Source organism: Paraburkholderia sp. CNPSo 3281 (assembly GCF_024206515.1).
Classification (GTDB): domain Bacteria; phylum Pseudomonadota; class Gammaproteobacteria; order Burkholderiales; family Burkholderiaceae; genus Paraburkholderia; species Paraburkholderia nodosa.
Genome location: NZ_JAMBPS010000069.1, coordinates 1 through 19,312, shown reverse-complemented (window position 1 = coordinate 19,312; position 19,312 = coordinate 1). Strand labels below are relative to the sequence as shown.

Here is a 19,312-nt window from a genome sequence, read left to right as displayed (position 1 = left end):
GGGGGCAGGCGGCGCGTCAGCGCACGACCTGGCTGATCTCGTGCATGAGCTGCGCGTACAGCGCCTGGCGCTCGGGCGCGATGCGGCGGTCGTCGACGGCTTCCAGAATCGCGCAGCCCGGCTCGTGCAGGTGATGGCAGTTGTAGAAGCGGCAGTGCGCGAGCAGCGGCCGGAACTCGGGGAACGCGCGCTCCAGCTTGCCTTCGGTGAGGTGATAGAGGCCGAACTCCTGGAAGCCCGGCGAGTCGATCAGCGCGCCGCCCTCGGGGAGCGTATAGAGCCGCGTGAACGTCGTGGTGTGGCGGCCGCTGTTGAGCGCAGTCGAGATCTCGCGCGTGGCCGCTTCGGCGTCGGGAATCAGCAGGTTCACGAGCGTCGACTTGCCCATGCCCGACTGGCCGAGCAGGATCGTCTGATGGCCGTGGAGATGCTCGGCCAGCGCCGCGCGTGCCTCCTCGGGGCGGCCCTTCACCGAAACCTCCAGCACCGTATAGCCCAGCGCGCGATAGCGTTCGAGGCGCTGGCGCGCGAGCGGCAGCGCGGCCTCAACGTCGATCTTGTTGAGCACGATGAGCGGCTTGAGGTCGTTGGCCTCGGCGGCCACGAGCGCGCGCCCGAGCAGGTCCTCGCTGAAGTGGGGCTCCGTGGCGAGCACGATCAGCAACTGGTCGAGGTTCGCCGCGAAGAGCTTCGACTTGAACTGGTCGGAGCGATAGAGCAGGTTGCGCCGCTCGCCGATCGTGACGATCACGCCCTGGTCGGCGGAGGTCGACTGATACTCGACGCGGTCGCCCACCGCGATCTCGCTCTTCTTGCCGCGCGGGAAGCATTGCAGGTGCGCGCCGCCGCCGTCGGGCGCGACGAGATAGTGGCGCCCGTGGGCGGCGATCACCACGCCGTACAACGTGGCGCCTGCAGTTTTTGCGTTGCCGGCGGCTTTCGTTGCGCGCCGGTTCATGCGTGAGCGAGCAGTCGGTCGATCCGCTGCGAAGCCGGCGGATGCGAGTAGTAGAACGCGGTATAGAGCGGGTCGGGCGTGAGCGTCGACGCGTTGTCCTCGTAGAGCTTCACGAGCGCGTTGACGAGGTGCTGCGCGTCGGTTTGCGTGGCGGCGAAGGCGTCGGCTTCGAACTCGTGCTTGCGCGACGAGAGGCTGCCAAGCGGCGTGACGAAGAACAGGAACACGGGCACGGCGAGGAAGAACAGCACGAGCGCGAGCCCTTCGTTGCCGCCGAGCAGCGACGGCCGCACGCCGAGACCCTCGTAGAACCATACGCGCTGCGAGAGCCAGCCGAGCAGGGCGAGCAGCGCGAGGCTGATCGCGAACGTGATGATCATGCGCTTGATCACGTGACGGCGCTTGAAGTGGCCCAGCTCGTGCGCGAGCACGGCCTCGATCTCGCTGCCGGAGAGGCGCGCGAGCAGCGTATCGAAGAACACGATGCGCTTGGCTGCGCCAAAGCCCGTGAAATAGGCGTTGCCGTGCGCGGAGCGGCGGCTGCCGTCCATCACGAACAGGCCCTTGGCCGCGAAGCCGCAGCGCTGCATGAGCGCCTCGATGCGCGAGCGCAGCGCTTCATCGCGCAGCGGTTCGAACTTGTTGAAGAGCGGCGCGATGAAGGTGGGATAGAGCACCAGCACGAGCATCTGGAAGGCGACCCATACGACCCACGTCCAGAGCCACCAGAGGCTGCCTGCCTGCTTCATGAGCCAGAGCACGACGAAGAGCAGCGGAACGCCGAACGCAGCGCCGATCAGCAGCCCCTTGATGCGGTCCATGATGAAGATGCGCTTCGTCATGCGATTGAAGCCGAAGCGCTCCTCGACCACGAATTGGCGATAGTAGTCGAGCGGCAGTTCGAGCACGCCGGAAATGGCGAGCACGGCCCCGATCAACGCGATCTGGCCCACATAATCGCGCCCGATCGCATCCGAGATGCCGAGATCGAGCGCCTGCACGCCGCCGAGCAGCGTGAGCGCGATCAGCACCACGGCGCCGAGCACGATCTCGATCATGCCGAGGCGCGTGCGCGCGACCGTATAGTCGGCGGCGCGCTGGTGCGCGGCAAGCGGGATGGTGGCGGTGAACTGCGCGGGCACCGCGCCGCGATGGGCGGCCACGAAGCGGATCTGGCGCGACGCGAGCCAGAGCTTGGTCGCGACCATGGCGAGCACGCCGACGACGAACAGCACGCTGAAGTACAGCGCAGGGGAGGGGGACAGATTAGGCATCCAGGAAGTCCGTGGTATCTATGCGACAATTATATGTTCTCGCCGGCCGGGCATCGCATCCTGTCGATGCCGCGCACGCGCCGCGCCTCCAACGCTCTCCGGGTTGCCTTTCATGACTGACATTGCCGCTGCCGGCGCGCCGACCATCGAGCGCACCGACATGAACCTGATCTGGCTCGATATGGAAATGACGGGCCTCGATCCCGACAACGACCGCATCATCGAGATCGCCGTGGTGGTGACGAACTCGACGCTCGACAAGCTCGTGGAAGGCCCCGTGCTGGCCATCCATCAGCCGGAGACGGTGCTCGACCGCATGGACGAGTGGAACCGCAACACGCACGGCCGCTCGGGCCTCACCGAGCGCGTGCGGGCTTCGACCGTCACGGAAGAAAGCGCGACCGAGCAGATCATGGCGTTCCTTTCGCAATACGTGCCGCCGGGCAAGTCGCCGATGTGCGGCAACTCGATCTGCCAGGACCGCCGCTTCATGGCGCGCTGGATGCCCACGCTCGAGCGCTTCTTCCACTACCGCAACCTCGACGTGAGCACGCTCAAGGAGCTGTGCCGCCGCTGGCAGCCGACCATCTACAAGGGCTTCCAGAAGCGCGCGATGCACACGGCGCTCGCCGACATCCACGAGTCAATCGACGAGCTCAAGTACTACCGCGAGCACTTCCTCGTTCCGGCGCCGGGCATCGTGCCCGACATGGCGGCGGGCGAGGCTGGTCCGGCGCTCTGAGCGATCGTTGAAGTTCGAGTGTTAAGCGCGCGGCGCCCGCTGCGCGCTTTTGGGCCGGAACGCCGCCACGACGTTCGGATCGGTTTCGATATATGGGCCGCCGATCAGGTCGATGCAATACGGAACCGCAGCAAAAATACCGGGCACCTTTACGGCACCCTGAGCGTCGCGCAAGCCTTCCAGCGTTTCCTTGATCGACTTCGGCTGCCCCGGCAAGTTGATGATGAGCGCCGCGTGGTCGTCGTTTTCGCGGATCACGGCGACCTGGCGCGACAGAATGGCCGTCGGCACAAAATTCAGGCTGATCTGGCGCATCTGCTCGCCAAAGCCCGGCATTTCCTTCGTCGCTACCGCGAGCGTCGCCTCGGGCGTCACGTCGCGGCGCGCGGGGCCGGTTCCGCCCGTCGTCAACACGAGGTCGCAGCCCAGGCCGTCCACGAGCGCCGTGAGCGTGGCGGAGATCGTCGCCGCGTCGTCGTGGATCAGGCGCGTTTCGGCGCGCCACGGCGTTTTCAGCGCGTTGCCGAGCCACTCCATCAGCGACGGAATGCCCTTGTCCTCGTAGACGCCGCTCGTCGCGCGGTCGCTGACCGACACTAGGCCGATCACGAGTTCGTCAGGATGGCTGCGCTCAGGCTTCGTCATCTTCGCGGTCCTCGTCGGCGCGCTCGTCGTCGTGGTCGTCAGCCTCGTCCGCGCCTTGCGTGCTCGCGTCCTTGATCCACTGGAACAGCTCGCGGAAGGACTTGGGCGGGCGGCTTTGCTCCTGCTCGCGGCGCGCGTTGCGGATCAGCGTGCGGGCTGCCTGCGGGTCGGCGGCGGGGTGCTGGCGGATGAATTCGGTGAGCGCGGCGTCGTCCGCCAGCAGCTTGTCGCGCGTGCGCTCGATCCAGTGCAGGCGCGCTGTGGCAGCCCTGTTCACGCCGCGGTGCTCGTCGAGCTTCGTGCGCAGCGCGGCGACTTCGGCTTCGGTCAGCCCGCGCATCATGCGGCCCACGTACTGGAGCTGGCGGCGACGGCCTTCGTGGTCGGTGATGCGGCGGCACTCGTGGACGGCGTCCGCGAGGTCTTCGGTCATCGGCATGCGCTTGAGCGCGTCCTTGGGCAGTTCCACGAGGGCCTGGCCAAGCTCCTGGAGCGCTTCCATGTCGCGCTTGAGCTGCGATTTGCTCGGGCGATCGTAGCCGTTGTCGTCCTGCTCGGCGACAGCGTCGTTCATCGGTTGAATGCGGGTTTTGCGTTTCATGGGGCGTATTGTAGCGTGCGCGCGCGTGCGGCTCGGGCTGGGAGGCGGCGGACGGCGGCGCCCGCGGCCCGATACTGGTGCGGCAGTTGGTGCGGGCGACAGGCGACGAAAGCGCCTGTGATGCGTGTTCACATACCTTGCTATGATCGCGGGATGCGCTTTGCGAACGCCGCGCGTTCCGAAGCGCCCGAATCGATACCAGCGAAACACGACACCAGCGGGCCGCACCGGCCCAGAACCGGACCGTAACGACAATGGCAGCAGACATCGAAGCCCGGCAACGCTTTTTCCCGCACACCCAGGACGAGCTGAAGGAGATCGCCTCAGACATCCTGCGGCACGCCAACGCGCTCGGCGCGAGCGACGCCGCGACCGAGATCTCCGAAGGCGACGGCTTGTCTGTCTCGGTGCGGCGCGGCGAGGTCGAGACGATCGAGCACAACCGCGACAAGATGGTCGGCGTGACCGTCTATATCGGCAACAAGCGCGGCAACGCGAGCACCTCTGACTTTTCGCCGCAGGCGCTCAAGGACACGGTGGCGGCCGCGTACAACATCGCACGCTTCACCGCCGACGACGACTGCGCGGGCCTCGCCGAGCGCGATCTGCTCGAAACCACACCGCGCGACCTCGACCTCTACCACCCTTGGAATCTCTCCGCCGACGAGGCCGTGGAAATCGCGCGCCGCGCCGAAGACGCCGCGTTCGCCGTCGATCCGCGCGTGAAGAACTCCGAAGGCGCGAGCGTGTCGGCACAGCATTCGCAGTTCGTGCTCGCCACCTCGGGCGGCTTCATGCACGGCTATCCGTACTCGCGCCACTACGTTTCGTGTGCGCCCATCGCGGGCGTGGGCCGCAACATGCAGCGCGACGACTGGTACACATCGCGGCGCAGCGCGGCCGAGCTGGCCTCCCCCGAAGCCGTCGGGCGCTATGCGGCCGAGCGTGCGCTCTCGCGCCTGAACGCGCGCAGCCTCGACACGCGCAAGGTGCCGGTGCTGTTCGAGGCGCCGCTCGCCGCGGGCCTGCTCGGCGCGTTCGTGCAGGCCGTGAGCGGTGGCGCGCTGTATCGCAAGACGTCGTTCCTCGTCGACAGCCTCGGCAAGCCGGTGTTCGCGCCGCACATCCAGATCGTCGAGGACCCGCATGTAGCGCGCGCGGCCGGCAGCGCGCCGTTCGACGAAGAGGGCGTGCGCACGCAGCGCCGCGAGGTCGTGAAGGACGGCATCGTGCAGGGCTATTTCCTGTCGTCGTATTCGGCGCGAAAGCTCGGCATGCAGACCACGGGCAATGCCGGCGGCTCGCACAACCTGCAGTTCCGGAGCTCGCTTACGAAGCCTGAGGACGACTTCGAGGAGATGCTGAAAAAGCTCGGCACGGGCCTCTTGCTGACCGAGCTGATGGGGCAGGGCGTGAATTTCGTGACGGGCGACTATTCGCGCGGCGCGTCGGGCTTCTGGGTGGAGAACGGCAAGATCCAGTACCCGGTGGAGGAAATCACGGTGGCGTCCACGCTGCAGGAGATGTTCCACCACATCGTCGCCGTGGGCGCGGACACGCTCGCGCGTGGCACGCGTCAGACCGGCTCGGTGCTGATCGAGCGGATGACGGTGGCGGGGCAGTAAGCGCCTTTTAGCGCCTTCTGCGCTGACTCGATGAAAAACGGCACGCGAGGGCGTGCCGTTTTGCTTTGGTGTGCCGCGCCGCGTGCCGCCTGGGGCACCGGGTTGGGCAGCGCCCGGTCGGTCAATCCCGCCGCACGTACCGCACGAACGCGAAATCGAAGTCGTTCGGCGCATTCGCATGCAGTGTCTCGCGCGACGTTTCTCGCCACACGTCGGGGTCGGGCGCGGGGAAGGTGGCGTCGCCCTCGAAGTCCGCAGAGATTTCCGTCACCACGAGTTCATGCGCAAGCCCGAGCCCTTCGCCGTAGAGCTGCGCGCCGCCGATCAGGAACGCCGTGGGCGCCTGGTCCTGCGCCGCGAGCGCGAGCGCCTCGTCGAGGCTCGTGGCGGTGTCGCAGCCGGGAAAGCGCTTGCCCGCGTCGCGCGTCACGACAATGTTGCGGCGGCCCGGCAAGGCGCGACCGATCGATTCGTGCGTTTTGCGGCCCATGATGATGGGCGCGCCCATGGTGGTGCGCTTGAAGAACGCGAGGTCTTCGGGGAGCCGCCAGGGCAGCGCGTTGTCGCGGCCGATCACGCCGTTGCGGGCGCGGGCGACGATGAGGGTGAGCGTGGTCATCGAAAGGGTAGAGGTGCGAGGTTGTAAGCTGTTCGCAGCGATTCTACCTGAGCGCGCCGGGTGCCCCGGCGCGCTTCCTCTGCGGTATCGGGTGTTTCAATCCTGCCCGTCGGGCGGTAATTCCGCCTGGTTCTCCGCTTCGCCGACGAAGAGCAGTTTTTCGTCGCGCAGGCCGTGCGTGCCCATCAGCCGGTAGAGCGTCACGCGCGAGATGCCGAGATCGGCAGCGGCTTCCGTGAGCCGGTGCCGGTGCCGCAGCAGCGCCGCCTCGATCGCGCGCCGCTCCGCGGCCTCGCGCGCCTGCGCGAGCGTGACCGTCTGCTGCGCGGTGAAGTGCGCGAGATCGAGATCCTCCGCCGAAATCAGCTTGCTTTCGGCCATGACGATCGCGCGGCGCACGCGGTTGATGAGCTCGCGCACGTTGCCTGGCCAGTTGTAGTTGTACAGGGCCTCAATGGCGTCGGGCGTGAAGCCGCGGATGCGGCGCGCGCTGTCCTGCTTGAACTTGTGCAGCACGTGGTGCGCGAGAATTTCGATGTCCTTGCCGCGCGCGCGCAGCGGCGGCTCGTCCACGCGCAGCACGCACAGGCGGTGAAAGAGGTCGGCGCGAAAGCGTCCCTCGCGCATTGCCGCCTCGAGATCGACGTGCGTGGCCGAGATGATGCGCAAGTCCACGGGAATCTGCTCGCGCCCGCCCAGGCGTTCGATCTTGCCTTCCTGCAAAAAGCGCAGCAGGCTTGCCTGGCTTTCCAGCGGCAGGTCGCCGATTTCGTCGAGAAAGAGCGTGCCGCCGTTGGCCGATTCGACGCGCCCGATCTTGCGCTGGTTCGCGCCGGTGAACGCGCCGCGCTCATAGCCGAACAGTTCGGATTGCAGAAGATGATGCGGGATCGCGCCGCAGTTGATCGGCACGAAGGTCGCCTTGCGCCGCGCAGAGCGCTCGTGGATCGCGAGCGCCGTGAGTTCCTTGCCGGTGCCCGATTCGCCCGAGATGAACACGGTGGCGTCGGTGTTGGCCACCTTGCGGATCGTGCGAAAGAGCTGCTGCATCGCTTCGCAGGTGCCGACCATCTCGTCTTCGTCCTGGCTCGCGGCGGCGGCGCCCGGCGCGTCGAGATCGCACAGCGACACCATGCCGTATGCGTGGCCCACGAGGTAGTCGAGCGTCGCATGCGCGACCGGTACATGCACGTAGTCGAAGCAGTAGTGACGGATCAGGCGCCGCACTTCGGCGTCGGTGAGGCGCGAATCGTCGGTGAGCGCGATCCATCCCACCTGCTGCAGCCGCAGGATCGTCTCGAGGCCCGCGAACTCGCGCGGCGCGAAACCCGTGAGATCGACGATGCCGGCATAGGCCGCCTCCGGTTTCACGAGGCGCGAGGCCTCGTGCACCGTGCGCGCGGTCACGATTTCCCAGCCGCGGCTCTTGAGGTAGGCGCAGAGCAGCGGGTCGGGCGTGCGCGCGACATACAGCAAGGTGCGCTCGAGCCCCGCCTCGGGCTTCGCATCGCGCGCGCGGCCGGCGTCGGGGACATCGCCGGCAAGCGGTGGCCCGGTCACGGCGAGACGCTGACCGGCTCCGGCGAGCGGTGTCACGGTGGCGCCTAGATGTGAGGATTCGCGCACGATCGGCCTCATGTCATCAGAAGGTATAAGGGAAACGCACGCCGACGACGAAGTTCGGTGCATCGGGCGTGAGCCCGACGGACACCGCGCCATTGATCGTCAGGTGCTTGTTGACCACGTGATTCAGGCCGAAGTTGAGCACCGAGGCGGTCGTCTCGCTGCCCGGCACGCCGGTCCAGGTGCCGCCCGGCGACTTGGTCTTCGACTGCGGCTCGATGGCCATGGTGTACGAGATGCTCGCCGAGTCCTTGTCCGAGAAGGCGAGCGCGACACCGCCGCCGAACTGGATGATGTCGCCGAGCTTCACTTCGGCAGGCTCGGTTTGCCCGATCACCGAAGAGATATCGGAGAACGAGCGCGAGATGTTGTACGTGTACGACAAGCTGCCGAACAGCACCACGGGGTCGTAGGTCTTCAGCACCGAGAGGCCGGCCGTCACGTTCCAGAAGCCCGTGCCCGTGGGCAGCTTGCTGGGGGCGACGAGATTGGTGTTGTCGGGCGTGATCTGCTGAACCTTGATGCCGAACGGCGAGGTGCCGGTGGCGGTCTTCACGCGCAGGCTGCCGACCACGTCGGGAATGTTGTTGGTTTCCTTCAGGAACTGGTAGTAGATCCCGAAGTTCACGTCGCCGATCGCGTTCGAATTGACCGATGCATCCGTGAGCGTGCTGGCCGAGCCGCCCGCGCCACCCACGATGAAGGTGCTGTGCCGGTAGACGTAAGGCACGTCCACATCGATGCTCATGCGGTCGGTGAGGCCGTAGCGCGTGTCCAGGTCGGCGGTGATCGTGTGCGACTTGGTCTGCCCCAGATTGATGTTGCCGAGGAAGATCGCGTCGAGGGCAAGAAAGCCCGAAAGCTGCAGCTGGCGGCGATCGTAGTAACTGTCGCTGATGCCCCAGTCCAACGTCAGCTTGTGGTCGAAGAGCGGCGCGTGCTCGCGCTGCACGACCGCTTCTTCGGCTTGCGTGCGGGACGGCTCAGCGTTCTTCTGCGTCTCGCCAACCGTTGGGCTGCCATTGGGGTTCACGCCGACCGGCGCGCCCTGCTGCGGCCCGCTCGCGGCCGAGGTGCCCGTCGCGCCATTGGTCGTGCCCGCGTCGGGCGAGGGCGGGTTCACCGGCACGCCCGTGGCCGTGCCGGTGAGCGAACCCGGCGCCGTCGCGCCCGGCAGCGCCTGGGCGAGCGGCGGCAGGGGCACAGGCAGACCGTCTGCGCCCGGCTGTTCCGCGACCGTCGCGGCCGATGCGGCGTCGGGCGCACCCCCGCCCGGCATGCCGCGACCGCGTTGCGCCATTTCGAGGTTCGTCACCTGGCGCTCCAGTGACTGGATTTGCCGCTGCTGCTCGTCGACCACGCGCATGAGCGTATTCAGGCGGTCTTCGATCGACTGACTTTGTAACGCCTGCGCGTGGGCGGACTGCGAGAGCGCGAATAGCAAAACAGCTGCTGGAATGGCGGCCAGCGACATGTGTGGCGCGGCCGCCCTGGACATCATCTTCATTGTTCTTCCCCCGGGGATCGAATGCGGGCGCCCGGCGGAACCCCCTGGTCCCACGCCCGCGCACGTCGATGCTCCTCATTCAAAGTGCTGCTTCTCGCGCGGGGCCTTGCCCGCGTGGTGGTCTCCTTGGCTGGTACGTCTCGTTATGAGCCCTCGGTTAGTGGAGATTTCGCAGAGCCTGTAATACGCCGGTCTGCCGGATCATTTGCGACGTCATCTGCTGCGTCTGCAGACTCAGTTGCAGCTGGTTGGCGACCTGCTGGTTATTGCCTGCGACCTGGAGCAACTGGGCGATCGCGCCGGCTTGTTGCGCGCTGCCCGGCATGATGTTCTGCGTGGCGATGCCCGCCGGCGTTTGCAGCGTCACGTTGACGCCGTTACTGCCGAACGAGATGCCCGCTTTTATGCTGCCGGCCGCGTTCGATGCCGACGCGCTCGGCTGGTTGGCGGCGCCTGGCAGATTGGCGAGCTGCGGCGCGTTGTTGTCGTAGGAGATGGTTGCGGCATTGGCGCCCGTATTGCCATTGCCGGCCACCTGGGTGATCTGCGAGACGCCGTTGATCGAGACGTTCTGGCCGCCGGTGGCCGTCGCGTTCGGGTTGGCGCCGCTGTTCGCGCCCGTGGTGCCGCCATGCGTCGGGTCGACCACGGTTGCATACGTCTTCACCTGCGCGCTCACCTGGTTGGCCGCATTCTGGGCGACCGCGAGCGCGCCTTGCGCGACTGCGGTCGCGCCGTTTGGCAATTGCCATTGAGAAAGCAGGTTCAGAACGAACCCGGAAATCATGTCGCTGCCGGCATATTTGCCGGTCTGATGCGCGAGCACGTCGTCGCCGACGGCTTCGCAGCGGATGCCTTGCGCCTGCGCGTCGGCGTTCGAGAGAAACGCCGGCACCGGCTGCGGCAAGCCGATGCCTTCGGCCGCTAGCGCACCGCTCGAAAAAGCGCAGGCGAGCGCGGAGACGGCTGCCGCGATGCCACACTGTGAGAGGTTGCGTTTCATGATTCTTTGGACTTCAGAACATCACGGCCTTATCGAGGCCGTATTCGAAGAAGGGAGTCGCAGCAGTGCCGTTGAGCAAGGCTTGTTCACGCAGCTTGAGCGCGAGCGACTCGTTGTTCTGCAACAGCGGAGAGTCCTCCAGGAACGGCTTGCCGAGCACCGCGAAGACGAGGCCGTTCCATGTCTTCGCGAAGTCGTCTTCGGCGACGATACGGTTGCCGAGCGCGGGGTCCGCAATGAAAATGCGGCCGTTCTCGGCGTGCTTGACGATCACGAAGTGCTCATAGCCATCGATGTTCATGAGCACCAGCACGGGAACCTGCAGGTGGTAGAGCGCGTCGGTATTGACGCGAAAACCGCGGCCGCGCAAGCCGATCGTCTCGACGAACTTCTTCATGTCGAGCATGGAGAAGCCGTTTTTGACGACCACCTCGGGCGTGGAGAACACCATCATCTGGCGGATCAGCTCAGGTTCGGGGATGTCGATGCCGTAGCCGTACTTGAGCAGTGTGGCGAGTGCGGCGGCGCCGCAGCTGTAGTCATACTGCTGGCTGACGATGCTGCGATAGCGAAGGTCCCGCATCGAGTGGACCGGCAGCTTCACCGGCACGCCGATGAGGTGGGTCGCGTCGAGCGTCGACTGCTGCGCATGCACAGGCACAAGGGCCGCGCTGGCCGAGAGCGTCAGCGCGACGACAAACATCCTTGACGCCGGGGTCGATACGGGCCCGGACATGATGGTCTCCTACCTTCTGGTATGCGCGCCGGCTGCGGTGGGACAGCCGGCGCGCGTTGCTTACTGCGCTTTCTGCCTGGGACGAGCCCAGTTCCTGCAGTGCTGCAAGCCGTGCTTAGTGGCCGTTGTTCATCGCGGCGATTGCCATGCCGTTGTGCTGCAGGTTGCCGATGCCGCCGGCAATGTTCACGCCGATGTTGCCTTGCGCGCCGGTGAGCGTATTGGCGCCGAGGCTGGCCGTCCCCTGGAACTGGCCGGTGGCGCCCATCGCTGCGTTCTGCACGTTGTTATCCGTCGCGACCATCGCAACCGTCGAGTAGGCACCCGGGGTTGCCGTCGTCACGGAGCCGGCGAGGCTGTTGTTCTGTGCGTTGCCGATACCCGATGCGACGTTCACGCCGACGTTGCCCGAGACGCCCGCGAGCGAGCCGTCGCCGACCGACGCGTTCAGATTGAAGTTCTTCACCGTGGCGTAGCCGCTGGACGCCTGGTTGTTGAAGATCTGCGCGTTGCCGAACACGTTGCCCATGTCGACAGAAGCGAGCGCGACATCGTTGCTTTGCGCGTTGTTGATGCCTTCCGCGATGTTCACGCCGAGGTTGCCCGTCACGTTGGTCGCGGCGCCGTTGCCGGTATTGGCGTCGAGCGTGCCCGCTGCCTGCGTGTTGTAGTGCTGCGTGATCGAGCCCGTGGTGTGCTCGTCGACCGTGTTGAGCGTGTCGCTGACGTTATAGCCCCAGCCGCTGTTCGAGCTCGAGCTTCTCGACGACGAGTGCTGATGCGAATCCGCGCTCGTGCTCGACGTGCTGTACGTGTGCGCGTACGTGTCCGAAGAATTCTTCGTCTTCGAGCTCGTGCCGTTCACGCTCGCCGAAAGCGCGGCGCTGGCCGTGCCGTCGGCATAAGCCGTATTGGCCGTGGTCGAGCTGTTGCTCGTGTTCTTGTTGTTGTTCACGGACCACGCTGCGCCGACGTTCGTCGTGTCGCTGTTGTTGTGCGCGTTGGTCTTCGTGTGCGACGTGCTTTCCGAGCCGCTGAGATTGATGCCTGCCGAGCCGTTATGCGAGTTGCCGCTGTGCGACCACGATGCGTTGGCCTGGAGGCTGCCATTGCCGCTTTGCGACTTCGTGGACGTGTTGTTGCCTACGCTGCTGTAGCTCGTGCCAAGGGCCGCGCTGCCCGTGTCGCTATAGGTGCTCGCGGTCGTGTGGTCGTGCGTGCTGCCGTTGTCGGTCGAGACGTGATAGTCGGCGTTCACGCTGGCGTTGAGCGTCTTGCCGAAGGTCGAACTGCTCGACGAGGCCTTCGTCGTCGACGCATTGACGTCATGCGTGTGCGACGAACTGCTCGACGAGGACGACATGCTCGAATTGCTCGAGTTCGAATATTTGTAGAACGAGTTCGTGCCGGTGCCCGTCACGCTTGCGTTCGTATTGTTGAACGTCGTCGTGACCTTGCCGCTCACATAGCTCTGTGCTTGCGGAAGAAGCGTGCCGCCGCTGGTGGTTTGCGTGTTGTTGATGACGGCGCCGGCAGTGCTCGAAACCGAGACGCAGCCGAACAGCGTGACAAAGCCTTCGATGCCAACGACGTCATATACGCCCGTGGTGTTGAAAAGTACCGCCGAATTAGCTGCGTGAGCGGAACCTACCGCCGACGCAAGAACTGCCGCTGCTATGAGGGTGCGCTTCATGATTTCGCTCCGATACTGAGTGGTCAGTTAAAAAAGAGTGCCCGCCGGGGGACGGAGCACAAAACTGTTTGCCGTAGCGTTACCGGCGCCGGCCGTCTGGTTCACCTGCACGAGGCCCGTCGCATTCCTGAATGCCGCATTGTCGATGCGTACCTCACGAATGCCCCCTGCCTGGGCCATTTGCCCCTGACCGCCGTTTTGAGCAGCCGCCGCGGACAGTTCTCCGTCCGAGACCGCCACCACACCAATCGCACCACTGCTGATGAGAGCAGTGTTGCGCTGGATATTGCCCACGCCCGCCGACTGATTCACCATCATTGCGCCGTTCGTGTTCGCAAAAGCTCCTGCACCTATCGTCGCGCTCGCGCCCTTGAGCCGCGCCGTGACGGTGGCGAGCTGGTCGTCGCCGTTCACGTTGATCGACACGTTGCCGGTCGTGATCGTCAGCTGGTTGGCCTGCGCGTTGTCGACACCCGCGGTTTCGTTCACCGTGAGCGCGCCGGTCGTCGAGGTGGCGGCGCCCGGGGCGATGCTCGCCGTCGCGCCGACGCTAACCTGGGCCTGCGCGGCGCTCGCGAAGGCGAGCGCCGCGGCGCAGGCAAGCGCGCAGGGAAGCGCCGTGCGCAGCGTGCGTGACGTCTGGATCGAACGGCTCATTTCATGCCTCCCATGGCGCCCGAGAGTGGGGCGAGCGCGCCTGTGATCGTCGAGGAAATTGTGCCGCCGAGGCCGGCGCCGACGCCGCCGCTCGCGCCGGCGCCGGCCGCCACGTTCGTGCCGGTCGCGCTGCCCGTGAGAATGCGCGTGAGCGCCTGGACGCCGGCGGTTTGCGCGCTCAATGCGCCGTTCGCGTTCACGCCGCTCGAGCCGTGCGCGTTGGTGAGATCCGTGTCGGTGACGAGCGTCGCCATTGCCGGGTCGAAGCTGTTCTTGGGAAAGGTCGTGGCGCGCACGAGCACCGGGTCCTGACTCTTCGGCACGTTGTCGAAGGCGCTGCGCGGCGTGATGTCACGTTCGACGATGACGTCGCCGGGGTTCGTGACCTGCTGGGCGGCCACGCCCGCCGTGACGCCCGCGGCGAGGACGCCGCACAGGGCGGCGGCGACCTGGACCGACCGGCGGCTTGTGCCGCGCGTCGAGTTGCGTGCTCTCATGCTGGTCTCCTCCTGGCCGGAGTCGGCACATGGGCGCCTTGTCCGGTCCTTTTGTCCTGGCTTCGCGCATTCGCCGCGAACCGGACACCGCGCCGCAAGCGGCACGGGTGCTATCTCATCGTTACTTTCTCGTGTAGCTCGCGAGGTTGCCCTGCGCGTTCTGGGTGGCGTCGACGGGGATCGGCAGCGGTGCAGGCGGCGCGATTTCGTCCCAGAGCGTCACATTGTTGTTGCCGCGCATCAGTTGCGGCGTGGCAGCCACCATCACCATGCCGACGGCGCCGCCGCGCTGGCGCGAAAGCGTCTGGTCGTCGAGAGAGCCGATGCCCGCGAATACGCCGTCGTTGCCAAAGGCGACGGGGTCGGCCGGGGCGTTGGCGCTAGCGGCCGTGGTGCTGGCCGGGTCGGTGGTGGTCGAGGTGGCGTCGCCGGTCGGCGCGCTCACTGCGAGCGTGGCGGGAACGAGTGCCACAGGTGTTGCAGGAACGACATCCGGGGCGGCATTGGCGACGCTGGCAACTGCGCCTGGCGCGGCAGGCGCATCGTCCACTGACTGTGCGCGAGCACCGGGCGAGAGGACGAGGAGGGCGGCGGGAACGAGCATGGCGGCGCATGCACTGCCGTAGCCGATGACACTGCGCCGGACCTGCTGGATGTTGAGTCGCATGGCGTATCTCCTGGTGCGAGACATTTAGCGAAACGTGTGCCATCGCCCGCAATCCATTGATACGCTTCGAACCGCACTATTCTCTGCAAATTTTGAATGGCGGATATTCGCCAAAATGTTTCAGCGCTGAAACGTGAGGCCGTTTAAACCCGTTTGGAATGCGATAGGGTTTCAAAGGAGAACGTTTGCGCGCTGGACGCTTAACTATTGAGAGAAAGGAAACATCCGTAATTATTTCTGCACTGACAAAATACCGGGAAACTGGTGGAAACATTTCCATCGGTCCCTTATGCATTCCCATTGCATAAATTCTATCCAAGTGCCACGAGGCTATAGTAAGCTTCAGAAAAAGCCGTAATGCCTAAAAGAAAACGCCCGCAACTGGGCAAGTTGACACACACGCCACAACTCGGGGATTCACTGTCAGCAAAAGCATGCGCGTTCACTGTTTTTCAGGTACGCGATAGTCGCTTTTTGCTGCGTGTCTGTACATTCAGGTGCGTGCCGTCATTCCCAAACGATGGTGTTGGCAAGAGGATCTGAATAATGGAACCTGCAACGCGGCAATTGGTGTACGTGACGCGAAAACCGGTCGAAGCGTTGAACGAACGGTTCCACGAGCGTGGCTGGCAGGTGGAGATCGTCGGCAACGCACGGGACGCGCGGCGCGCCCTCCGCGCGGGTATGCCCGCGGGCGGCCTGCTCGATCTCTCAAGCGAATTTCATCTGCATGAAATCGGCTCGTTCGAGCCGTGCCTCACGCTGCCCAACGTCGGCTGGGTCGCGGCGACCACGACGGGGCAGCTGCAGGACGCAATGCTGCGTCGTCTGGTGCGCGATTACTGTTTCGATTACGTAACGGTCCCCTGGAACGGCGACCGCATCGTCGATTCCGTCGGCCACGCGTATGGCATGGTTTCGCTCGGTGAAGTCGCCTCGAACGACACCACGGGCGGCACCGAAGGCGAAATGGTCGGCTCGTGCGAGGCGATGCTGGCGCTGTTCCGCTCGATCCGCAAGGTCGCGCTGACCGATGCGCCGGTCTTCATCTCGGGCGAATCGGGCACGGGCAAGGAACTCACGGCTGTCGCGATCCACGAGCGCTCGGTGCGCCGCAGCGCGCCGTTCGTGCCGATCAACTGCGGCGCCATTCCCCCGCACCTGCTGCAGTCCGAGCTGTTCGGGTACGAGCGAGGCGCGTTCACGGGCGCGAGCCAGCGCAAGGTCGGCCGGGTCGAATCGGCCAACGGCGGCACGCTCTTTCTCGACGAAATCGGCGACCTGCCCCTGGAAAGCCAGGCGAGCCTGCTGCGCTTCCTGCAGGAAGGCAAGATCGAGCGCCTGGGCGGTCATCAGTCGATTCCCGTGGACGTGCGCATCATCTCGGCCACCCACGTCGACATGCGCGCGGCGATGGTGGAAGGGCGCTTTCGCCAGGACTTGTATCACCGTCTGTGCGTGCTGCAGATCGACGAGCCGCCGCTGCGGGCGCGCGGCAAGGACATCGAGTTGCTCGCGCGGCACATGCTCGAGCGCTTCAAGAAGGACGGCAGCCGGCGCCTGCGCGGCTTTTCGCCCGACGCCATCGCGGCCCTGCACAACTACAGCTGGCCTGGCAACGTGCGCGAGCTGATCAACCGCGTGCGGCGCGCCATCGTGATGTCGGAGGGCCGTGCGATCACGGCGCGCGATCTCGAGCTCGGCGACTACGTCGAAGTGGTGCCGGTCTCGCTCGCCCAGGCGCGCGAAGCCGCCGAGCGCCAGGCCATCGAACTCGCGCTGCTGCGCCACCGCGGCCGCCTGGGCGACGCCGCCCAGGAACTCGGCATCTCGCGCGTGACCCTCTACCGGCTCTTGTGTGCGCATGGCATGCGCCATATGGAAAGCGAGCCGCTTGCGCCGCATCCGGGCGGCCTGGCTTCCGGCGCTTGAGGCGGGGTGGGTCTGCTTGAGGTTGATTGACGTCGATTGAGACGACCGGCGCTTTCGTGCTCCGCGCATTGACCGCGCGCCGTCGCTTTTGCCGGGCCATTGCCATGGCGTTTCATCTCGCCGCGCCTTGTTGCGCCGCGAGCCTTTCCCCGGGCTTGTCGTAGTCCGTCCTGTGGGCGTTCTGCCCTTGTCCCCGTTGTGTGATGGGCTCGCGCTTTCGGCGCGGCCGACCCGGGACACGCGCGCCGGGTAAAATCCTCCTTTTCCATCCTGAATCCGAACCGGGCGCCACGTGCCCGACGAGGGAACCGCGCATGAAACAGTATCTCGAGCTCGTCCGCTCGATTCTCGACACCGGCACCTGGCAGGAAAACCGCACCGGCATCCGCACGATCAGCCAGCCAGGCGCCATGCTGCGCTTCGACCTGCAGGAAGGCTTTCCGGCGGTGACGACGAAGAAGCTGGCGTTCAAGTCGGCGGTGGGCGAGCTGATCGGGTTTTTGCGCGCTTCGCGCAGCGCAGCCGACTTCCGGGCGCTTGGCTGCAAGGTCTGGGACGCCAACGCGAACGAGAACGCCCAGTGGCTTGCCAACCCGTACCGCCAGGGCACGGACGATCTGGGCGACGTGTACGGCGTGCAATGGCGGCGCTGGCCAGCTTACAAGGTGCTCGACGCCGATGCCGCCGCACAGCTCGCCGATGCGCGATCGCGCGGCTACGCGCTCGTGGCAGAATTTACCGAGGATGGCCGTCCCAAGGTGCTGCTCTACAAGGCGGTGGATCAGCTGCGCCAGTGCCTCGATACGATCATGAGCAATCCGGCCGACCGACGAATTTTGTTTCATGGCTGGAATCCGGCCGTGCTCGAAGAGATCGCGCTGCCGGCTTGCCACCTGCTCTACCAGTTCCTGCCGAACCCGACGAAGCGCGAGATCTCACTGTGCCTCTATATCCGCAGCAACGATGTGGGCCTCGGCACGCCGTTCAACCTGACTGAAGGCGCGGTGCTGCTGCACCTCGTGGGCCGGCTGACGGGCTATACGCCGCGCTGGTTCACGTACTTCATCGGCGACGCGCAGTTGTTTCACGAACCAGAATTTGTACCAACTTACCACTGACGTTAGCTTCCAGCCGTTTTCCCTCCGGTACATTTTCAAAAAGTACCAGCTAGCTGTACCTCACCTCGTCGCAATTCAAGCTCAGCAAAACAGCGCTACTCGTCTTTCAGATATTGAAAGACTGCTACTCAACACCCGTTTGCTCCGCTCAAACTCTAGTTCAGTTCAGCAGGCCCTGGCAATCCACAGCTAGCGCGTAATATGTGCATACAACATTATCCAGTCGAACGCGTGGAGGTGGTGGGCGTTCCACTTTGCCTTACTATCGAGCCACCGCTAGATAGGGCACGTATGAGTCCTTTGCCGCCACAACTACTTGAACGCTTGCGAAGTCTCGAATCCGTGAGAGTCGTCGTCGCGGTGGCGGACCATGCAAAGCGCGACGTAACCTTCGAACCTACTACCTCAGTTGCGACTGAGCGATGGCACGTACGGGCAGGAGGAAGAGACTTTGAGTTACTGCTGCAGGGCGCGAAGTTCTATGACACGCGCGCGAAAAAGGGCGGTGGAGGCGCTGTTGACCTAGTGATGCATCTGTTTGGCGTCGGCTTCATGGAAGCCGTGGGCCTCTTGAAGCGAGGTGGCTTCGAATGAGCGACTGACCATTCGTCCCCATTAGACGTGGTTGATGACTCTGTGTGCAGCACCTACGCTTCAAGCCTCATTCCAACCGAGAGGCGCGAGATGAAACATCCGTTCGACGATGTAGCGGTGATGCTGGGCCATCGGTCCACAACGATGCTCGCATTATATGGCGGTAGTGGCATGCGTCACTGCGATGTGGGGAGCGCGCTGAAGCGGGCGATGGCAGCGGGCCGCCGCGTTAGCGCCCAAGAAACGACAAGTGGGACATGTCCGACGGCGGAGTCTTCGGATGTTTCGACGTATCGTGACACACCATGCCTCACGTCTCCAATGGCCCGCTGGGAGCCGTCGGTGTGGGACGTTTCCGAATACATTGAGGCGGAGCGTCGCGGGAAGTCAGCCGGCTGTGGTCTCCTGCGTAGCTGGAGTGAGCTTGACCGAACAGGGTCTCTCGCTGCTCACCTTAATGCACTGGACCGGAGCCTGGACGACTAAGCAGGTTCGGCGGCCGGCGGCGGTGCATTTAGGGCGAGCGTCCCTTTTGTAGGCTAGCGCGACCGCCGTCCAAAACTCGGAACATCTGGGCCTGTCATAAATTTTGTGTGTAAGGCATAACATGTAGCTCAAGGAGCATGTATGCCACGCAAACCCAAGACGTCCGCCGAGGCCCTGACGGCGTTGCCGTCCATTCCGAAGGAACTGATCGACCAGTTCGTGAAGGGGCCGATGACGGCCGAAGCGGTGCATGCCGCCTCAGCGGCGTTCAAGAAGGCGCTGATCGAGCGGGCGCTGGGCGCCGAACTCGGACACCATCTGGGCTATCCGGCCGG

The 19,312-nt window shown here is 65.1% G+C and carries 16 protein-coding genes and 2 pseudogenes; 5 read left to right on the top strand and 13 right to left on the bottom strand.

The genetic code is table 11. From position 1 onward, the window contains the following. Window positions 1-16 precede the first annotated feature (16 nt). Window positions 17-958, bottom strand: coding sequence for a ribosome small subunit-dependent GTPase A (gene rsgA, locus M3I56_RS35910; RefSeq protein WP_254358027.1), 942 nt, complete (start codon window positions 956-958; stop codon window positions 17-19). After that, window positions 955-2,232: a M48 family metallopeptidase gene (locus M3I56_RS35905; protein ID WP_254358026.1), complete on the bottom strand. Its 1,278-nt coding sequence runs from the start codon at window positions 2,230-2,232 to the stop codon at window positions 955-957. Before M3I56_RS35905 ends, rsgA begins: the two co-directional genes overlap by 4 nt. A gap of 112 nt (window positions 2,233-2,344) precedes the next feature. Between M3I56_RS35905 and orn the strand changes: the two genes are divergently transcribed. Continuing rightward, the gene (orn, locus tag M3I56_RS35900; protein WP_254358025.1) at window positions 2,345-2,974 is read left to right on the top strand and encodes an oligoribonuclease; all 630 of its coding nucleotides are present in this window, start codon (window positions 2,345-2,347) and stop codon (window positions 2,972-2,974) included. Window positions 2,975-2,995: 21 nt separating this feature from the next. Here orn and mog read toward each other — a convergent pair whose 3' ends face one another. Then, entirely contained in the window at window positions 2,996-3,619 is a 624-nt protein-coding gene (gene mog / locus M3I56_RS35895) for a molybdopterin adenylyltransferase (protein WP_254358024.1), read from the bottom strand. Then, complete coding sequence (gene yjgA, locus M3I56_RS35890; protein WP_302057141.1) at window positions 3,606-4,220, bottom strand: ribosome biogenesis factor YjgA; 615 nt, start codon at window positions 4,218-4,220, stop codon at window positions 3,606-3,608. The genes mog and yjgA overlap by 14 nt, the downstream gene beginning before the upstream one ends. 254 nt (window positions 4,221-4,474) lie before the next feature. Here yjgA and pmbA point away from each other — a divergent pair, with 254 nt between their 5' ends. Then, window positions 4,475-5,845, top strand: a complete 1,371-nt coding sequence (pmbA, locus tag M3I56_RS35885) for a metalloprotease PmbA (RefSeq protein ID WP_254358023.1) — start codon at window positions 4,475-4,477, stop codon at window positions 5,843-5,845. A gap of 121 nt (window positions 5,846-5,966) precedes the next feature. Here the strand turns inward: pmbA and M3I56_RS35880 are convergent, their stop codons facing one another. From M3I56_RS35880 to M3I56_RS35840, 9 genes are all read right to left on the bottom strand, one after another. Continuing rightward, window positions 5,967-6,464 carry a dihydrofolate reductase gene (locus tag M3I56_RS35880; RefSeq protein WP_254358022.1) on the bottom strand — a complete coding sequence of 166 codons (498 nt, stop codon included), beginning with the start codon at window positions 6,462-6,464 and terminating at the stop codon, window positions 5,967-5,969. A gap of 96 nt (window positions 6,465-6,560) precedes the next feature. Continuing rightward, window positions 6,561-8,090, bottom strand: coding sequence for a sigma-54 dependent transcriptional regulator (locus tag M3I56_RS35875; RefSeq protein WP_254358021.1), 1,530 nt, complete (start codon window positions 8,088-8,090; stop codon window positions 6,561-6,563). Window positions 8,091-8,106: 16 nt separating this feature from the next. Further along, window positions 8,107-9,585 carry a hypothetical protein gene (locus M3I56_RS35870; RefSeq protein WP_375541852.1) on the bottom strand — a complete coding sequence of 493 codons (1,479 nt, stop codon included), beginning with the start codon at window positions 9,583-9,585 and terminating at the stop codon, window positions 8,107-8,109. Between the two features lie 166 nt (window positions 9,586-9,751). Beyond that, window positions 9,752-10,597, bottom strand: coding sequence for a peptidase C39 (locus tag M3I56_RS35865; protein WP_254358019.1), 846 nt, complete (start codon window positions 10,595-10,597; stop codon window positions 9,752-9,754). A gap of 13 nt (window positions 10,598-10,610) precedes the next feature. Then, window positions 10,611-11,333 (bottom strand): C39 family peptidase, encoded by a 723-nt coding sequence (locus tag M3I56_RS35860; protein ID WP_375541851.1) that lies wholly within the window; start codon window positions 11,331-11,333, stop codon window positions 10,611-10,613. 115 nt (window positions 11,334-11,448) lie between these two features. Next, complete coding sequence (locus M3I56_RS35855) at window positions 11,449-13,026, bottom strand: cell wall anchor protein (RefSeq protein WP_254358018.1); 1,578 nt, start codon at window positions 13,024-13,026, stop codon at window positions 11,449-11,451. 27 nt (window positions 13,027-13,053) lie between these two features. Then, window positions 13,054-13,683: a hypothetical protein gene (locus tag M3I56_RS35850; protein ID WP_254358017.1), complete on the bottom strand. Its 630-nt coding sequence runs from the start codon at window positions 13,681-13,683 to the stop codon at window positions 13,054-13,056. After that, window positions 13,680-14,180 carry a hypothetical protein gene (locus M3I56_RS35845; RefSeq protein ID WP_254358016.1) on the bottom strand — a complete coding sequence of 167 codons (501 nt, stop codon included), beginning with the start codon at window positions 14,178-14,180 and terminating at the stop codon, window positions 13,680-13,682. The genes M3I56_RS35850 and M3I56_RS35845 overlap by 4 nt, the downstream gene beginning before the upstream one ends. A gap of 121 nt (window positions 14,181-14,301) precedes the next feature. After that, the gene (locus tag M3I56_RS35840) at window positions 14,302-14,847 is read right to left on the bottom strand and encodes a hypothetical protein (protein ID WP_254358015.1); all 546 of its coding nucleotides are present in this window, start codon (window positions 14,845-14,847) and stop codon (window positions 14,302-14,304) included. Window positions 14,848-15,393: 546 nt separating this feature from the next. Here M3I56_RS35840 and M3I56_RS35835 point away from each other — a divergent pair. The 3 genes and pseudogenes from M3I56_RS35835 to M3I56_RS35825 all read left to right on the top strand — a co-directional run. Beyond that, a complete protein-coding gene (locus tag M3I56_RS35835) occupies window positions 15,394-16,779 on the top strand; it encodes a sigma-54 dependent transcriptional regulator (RefSeq protein ID WP_254358014.1) in 1,386 nt (461 codons plus the stop codon). Window positions 16,780-17,093: 314 nt separating this feature from the next. Next, window positions 17,094-17,864 (top strand): annotated as a pseudogene (locus M3I56_RS35830) (thymidylate synthase); the annotation flags it as partial. A gap of 1,254 nt (window positions 17,865-19,118) precedes the next feature. Further along, a pseudogene (locus M3I56_RS35825) lies at window positions 19,119-19,312 on the top strand (IS256 family transposase); the annotation flags it as partial.

What these genes read in the sequence shown, in the direction of transcription:
- rsgA (WP_254358027.1), bottom strand. Translation starts at nt 958, where the DNA reads ATGAACCGGCGCGCAACGAAAGCCGCCGGCAACGCAAAAACTGCAGGC.
- M3I56_RS35905 (WP_254358026.1), bottom strand. Translation starts at nt 2,232, where the DNA reads ATGCCTAATCTGTCCCCCTCCCCTGCGCTGTACTTCAGCGTGCTGTTC.
- orn (WP_254358025.1), top strand. Translation starts at nt 2,345, where the DNA reads ATGACTGACATTGCCGCTGCCGGCGCGCCGACCATCGAGCGCACCGAC.
- mog (WP_254358024.1), bottom strand. Translation starts at nt 3,619, where the DNA reads ATGACGAAGCCTGAGCGCAGCCATCCTGACGAACTCGTGATCGGCCTA.
- yjgA (WP_302057141.1), bottom strand. Translation starts at nt 4,220, where the DNA reads ATGAAACGCAAAACCCGCATTCAACCGATGAACGACGCTGTCGCCGAG.
- pmbA (WP_254358023.1), top strand. Translation starts at nt 4,475, where the DNA reads ATGGCAGCAGACATCGAAGCCCGGCAACGCTTTTTCCCGCACACCCAG.
- M3I56_RS35880 (WP_254358022.1), bottom strand. Translation starts at nt 6,464, where the DNA reads ATGACCACGCTCACCCTCATCGTCGCCCGCGCCCGCAACGGCGTGATC.
- M3I56_RS35870 (WP_375541852.1), bottom strand. Translation starts at nt 9,585, where the DNA reads ATGTCCAGGGCGGCCGCGCCACACATGTCGCTGGCCGCCATTCCAGCA.
- M3I56_RS35865 (WP_254358019.1), bottom strand. Translation starts at nt 10,597, where the DNA reads ATGAAACGCAACCTCTCACAGTGTGGCATCGCGGCAGCCGTCTCCGCG.
- M3I56_RS35860 (WP_375541851.1), bottom strand. Translation starts at nt 11,333, where the DNA reads ATGTCCGGGCCCGTATCGACCCCGGCGTCAAGGATGTTTGTCGTCGCG.
- M3I56_RS35855 (WP_254358018.1), bottom strand. Translation starts at nt 13,026, where the DNA reads ATGAAGCGCACCCTCATAGCAGCGGCAGTTCTTGCGTCGGCGGTAGGT.
- M3I56_RS35850 (WP_254358017.1), bottom strand. Translation starts at nt 13,683, where the DNA reads ATGAGCCGTTCGATCCAGACGTCACGCACGCTGCGCACGGCGCTTCCC.
- M3I56_RS35845 (WP_254358016.1), bottom strand. Translation starts at nt 14,180, where the DNA reads ATGAGAGCACGCAACTCGACGCGCGGCACAAGCCGCCGGTCGGTCCAG.
- M3I56_RS35840 (WP_254358015.1), bottom strand. Translation starts at nt 14,847, where the DNA reads ATGCGACTCAACATCCAGCAGGTCCGGCGCAGTGTCATCGGCTACGGC.
- M3I56_RS35835 (WP_254358014.1), top strand. Translation starts at nt 15,394, where the DNA reads ATGGAACCTGCAACGCGGCAATTGGTGTACGTGACGCGAAAACCGGTC.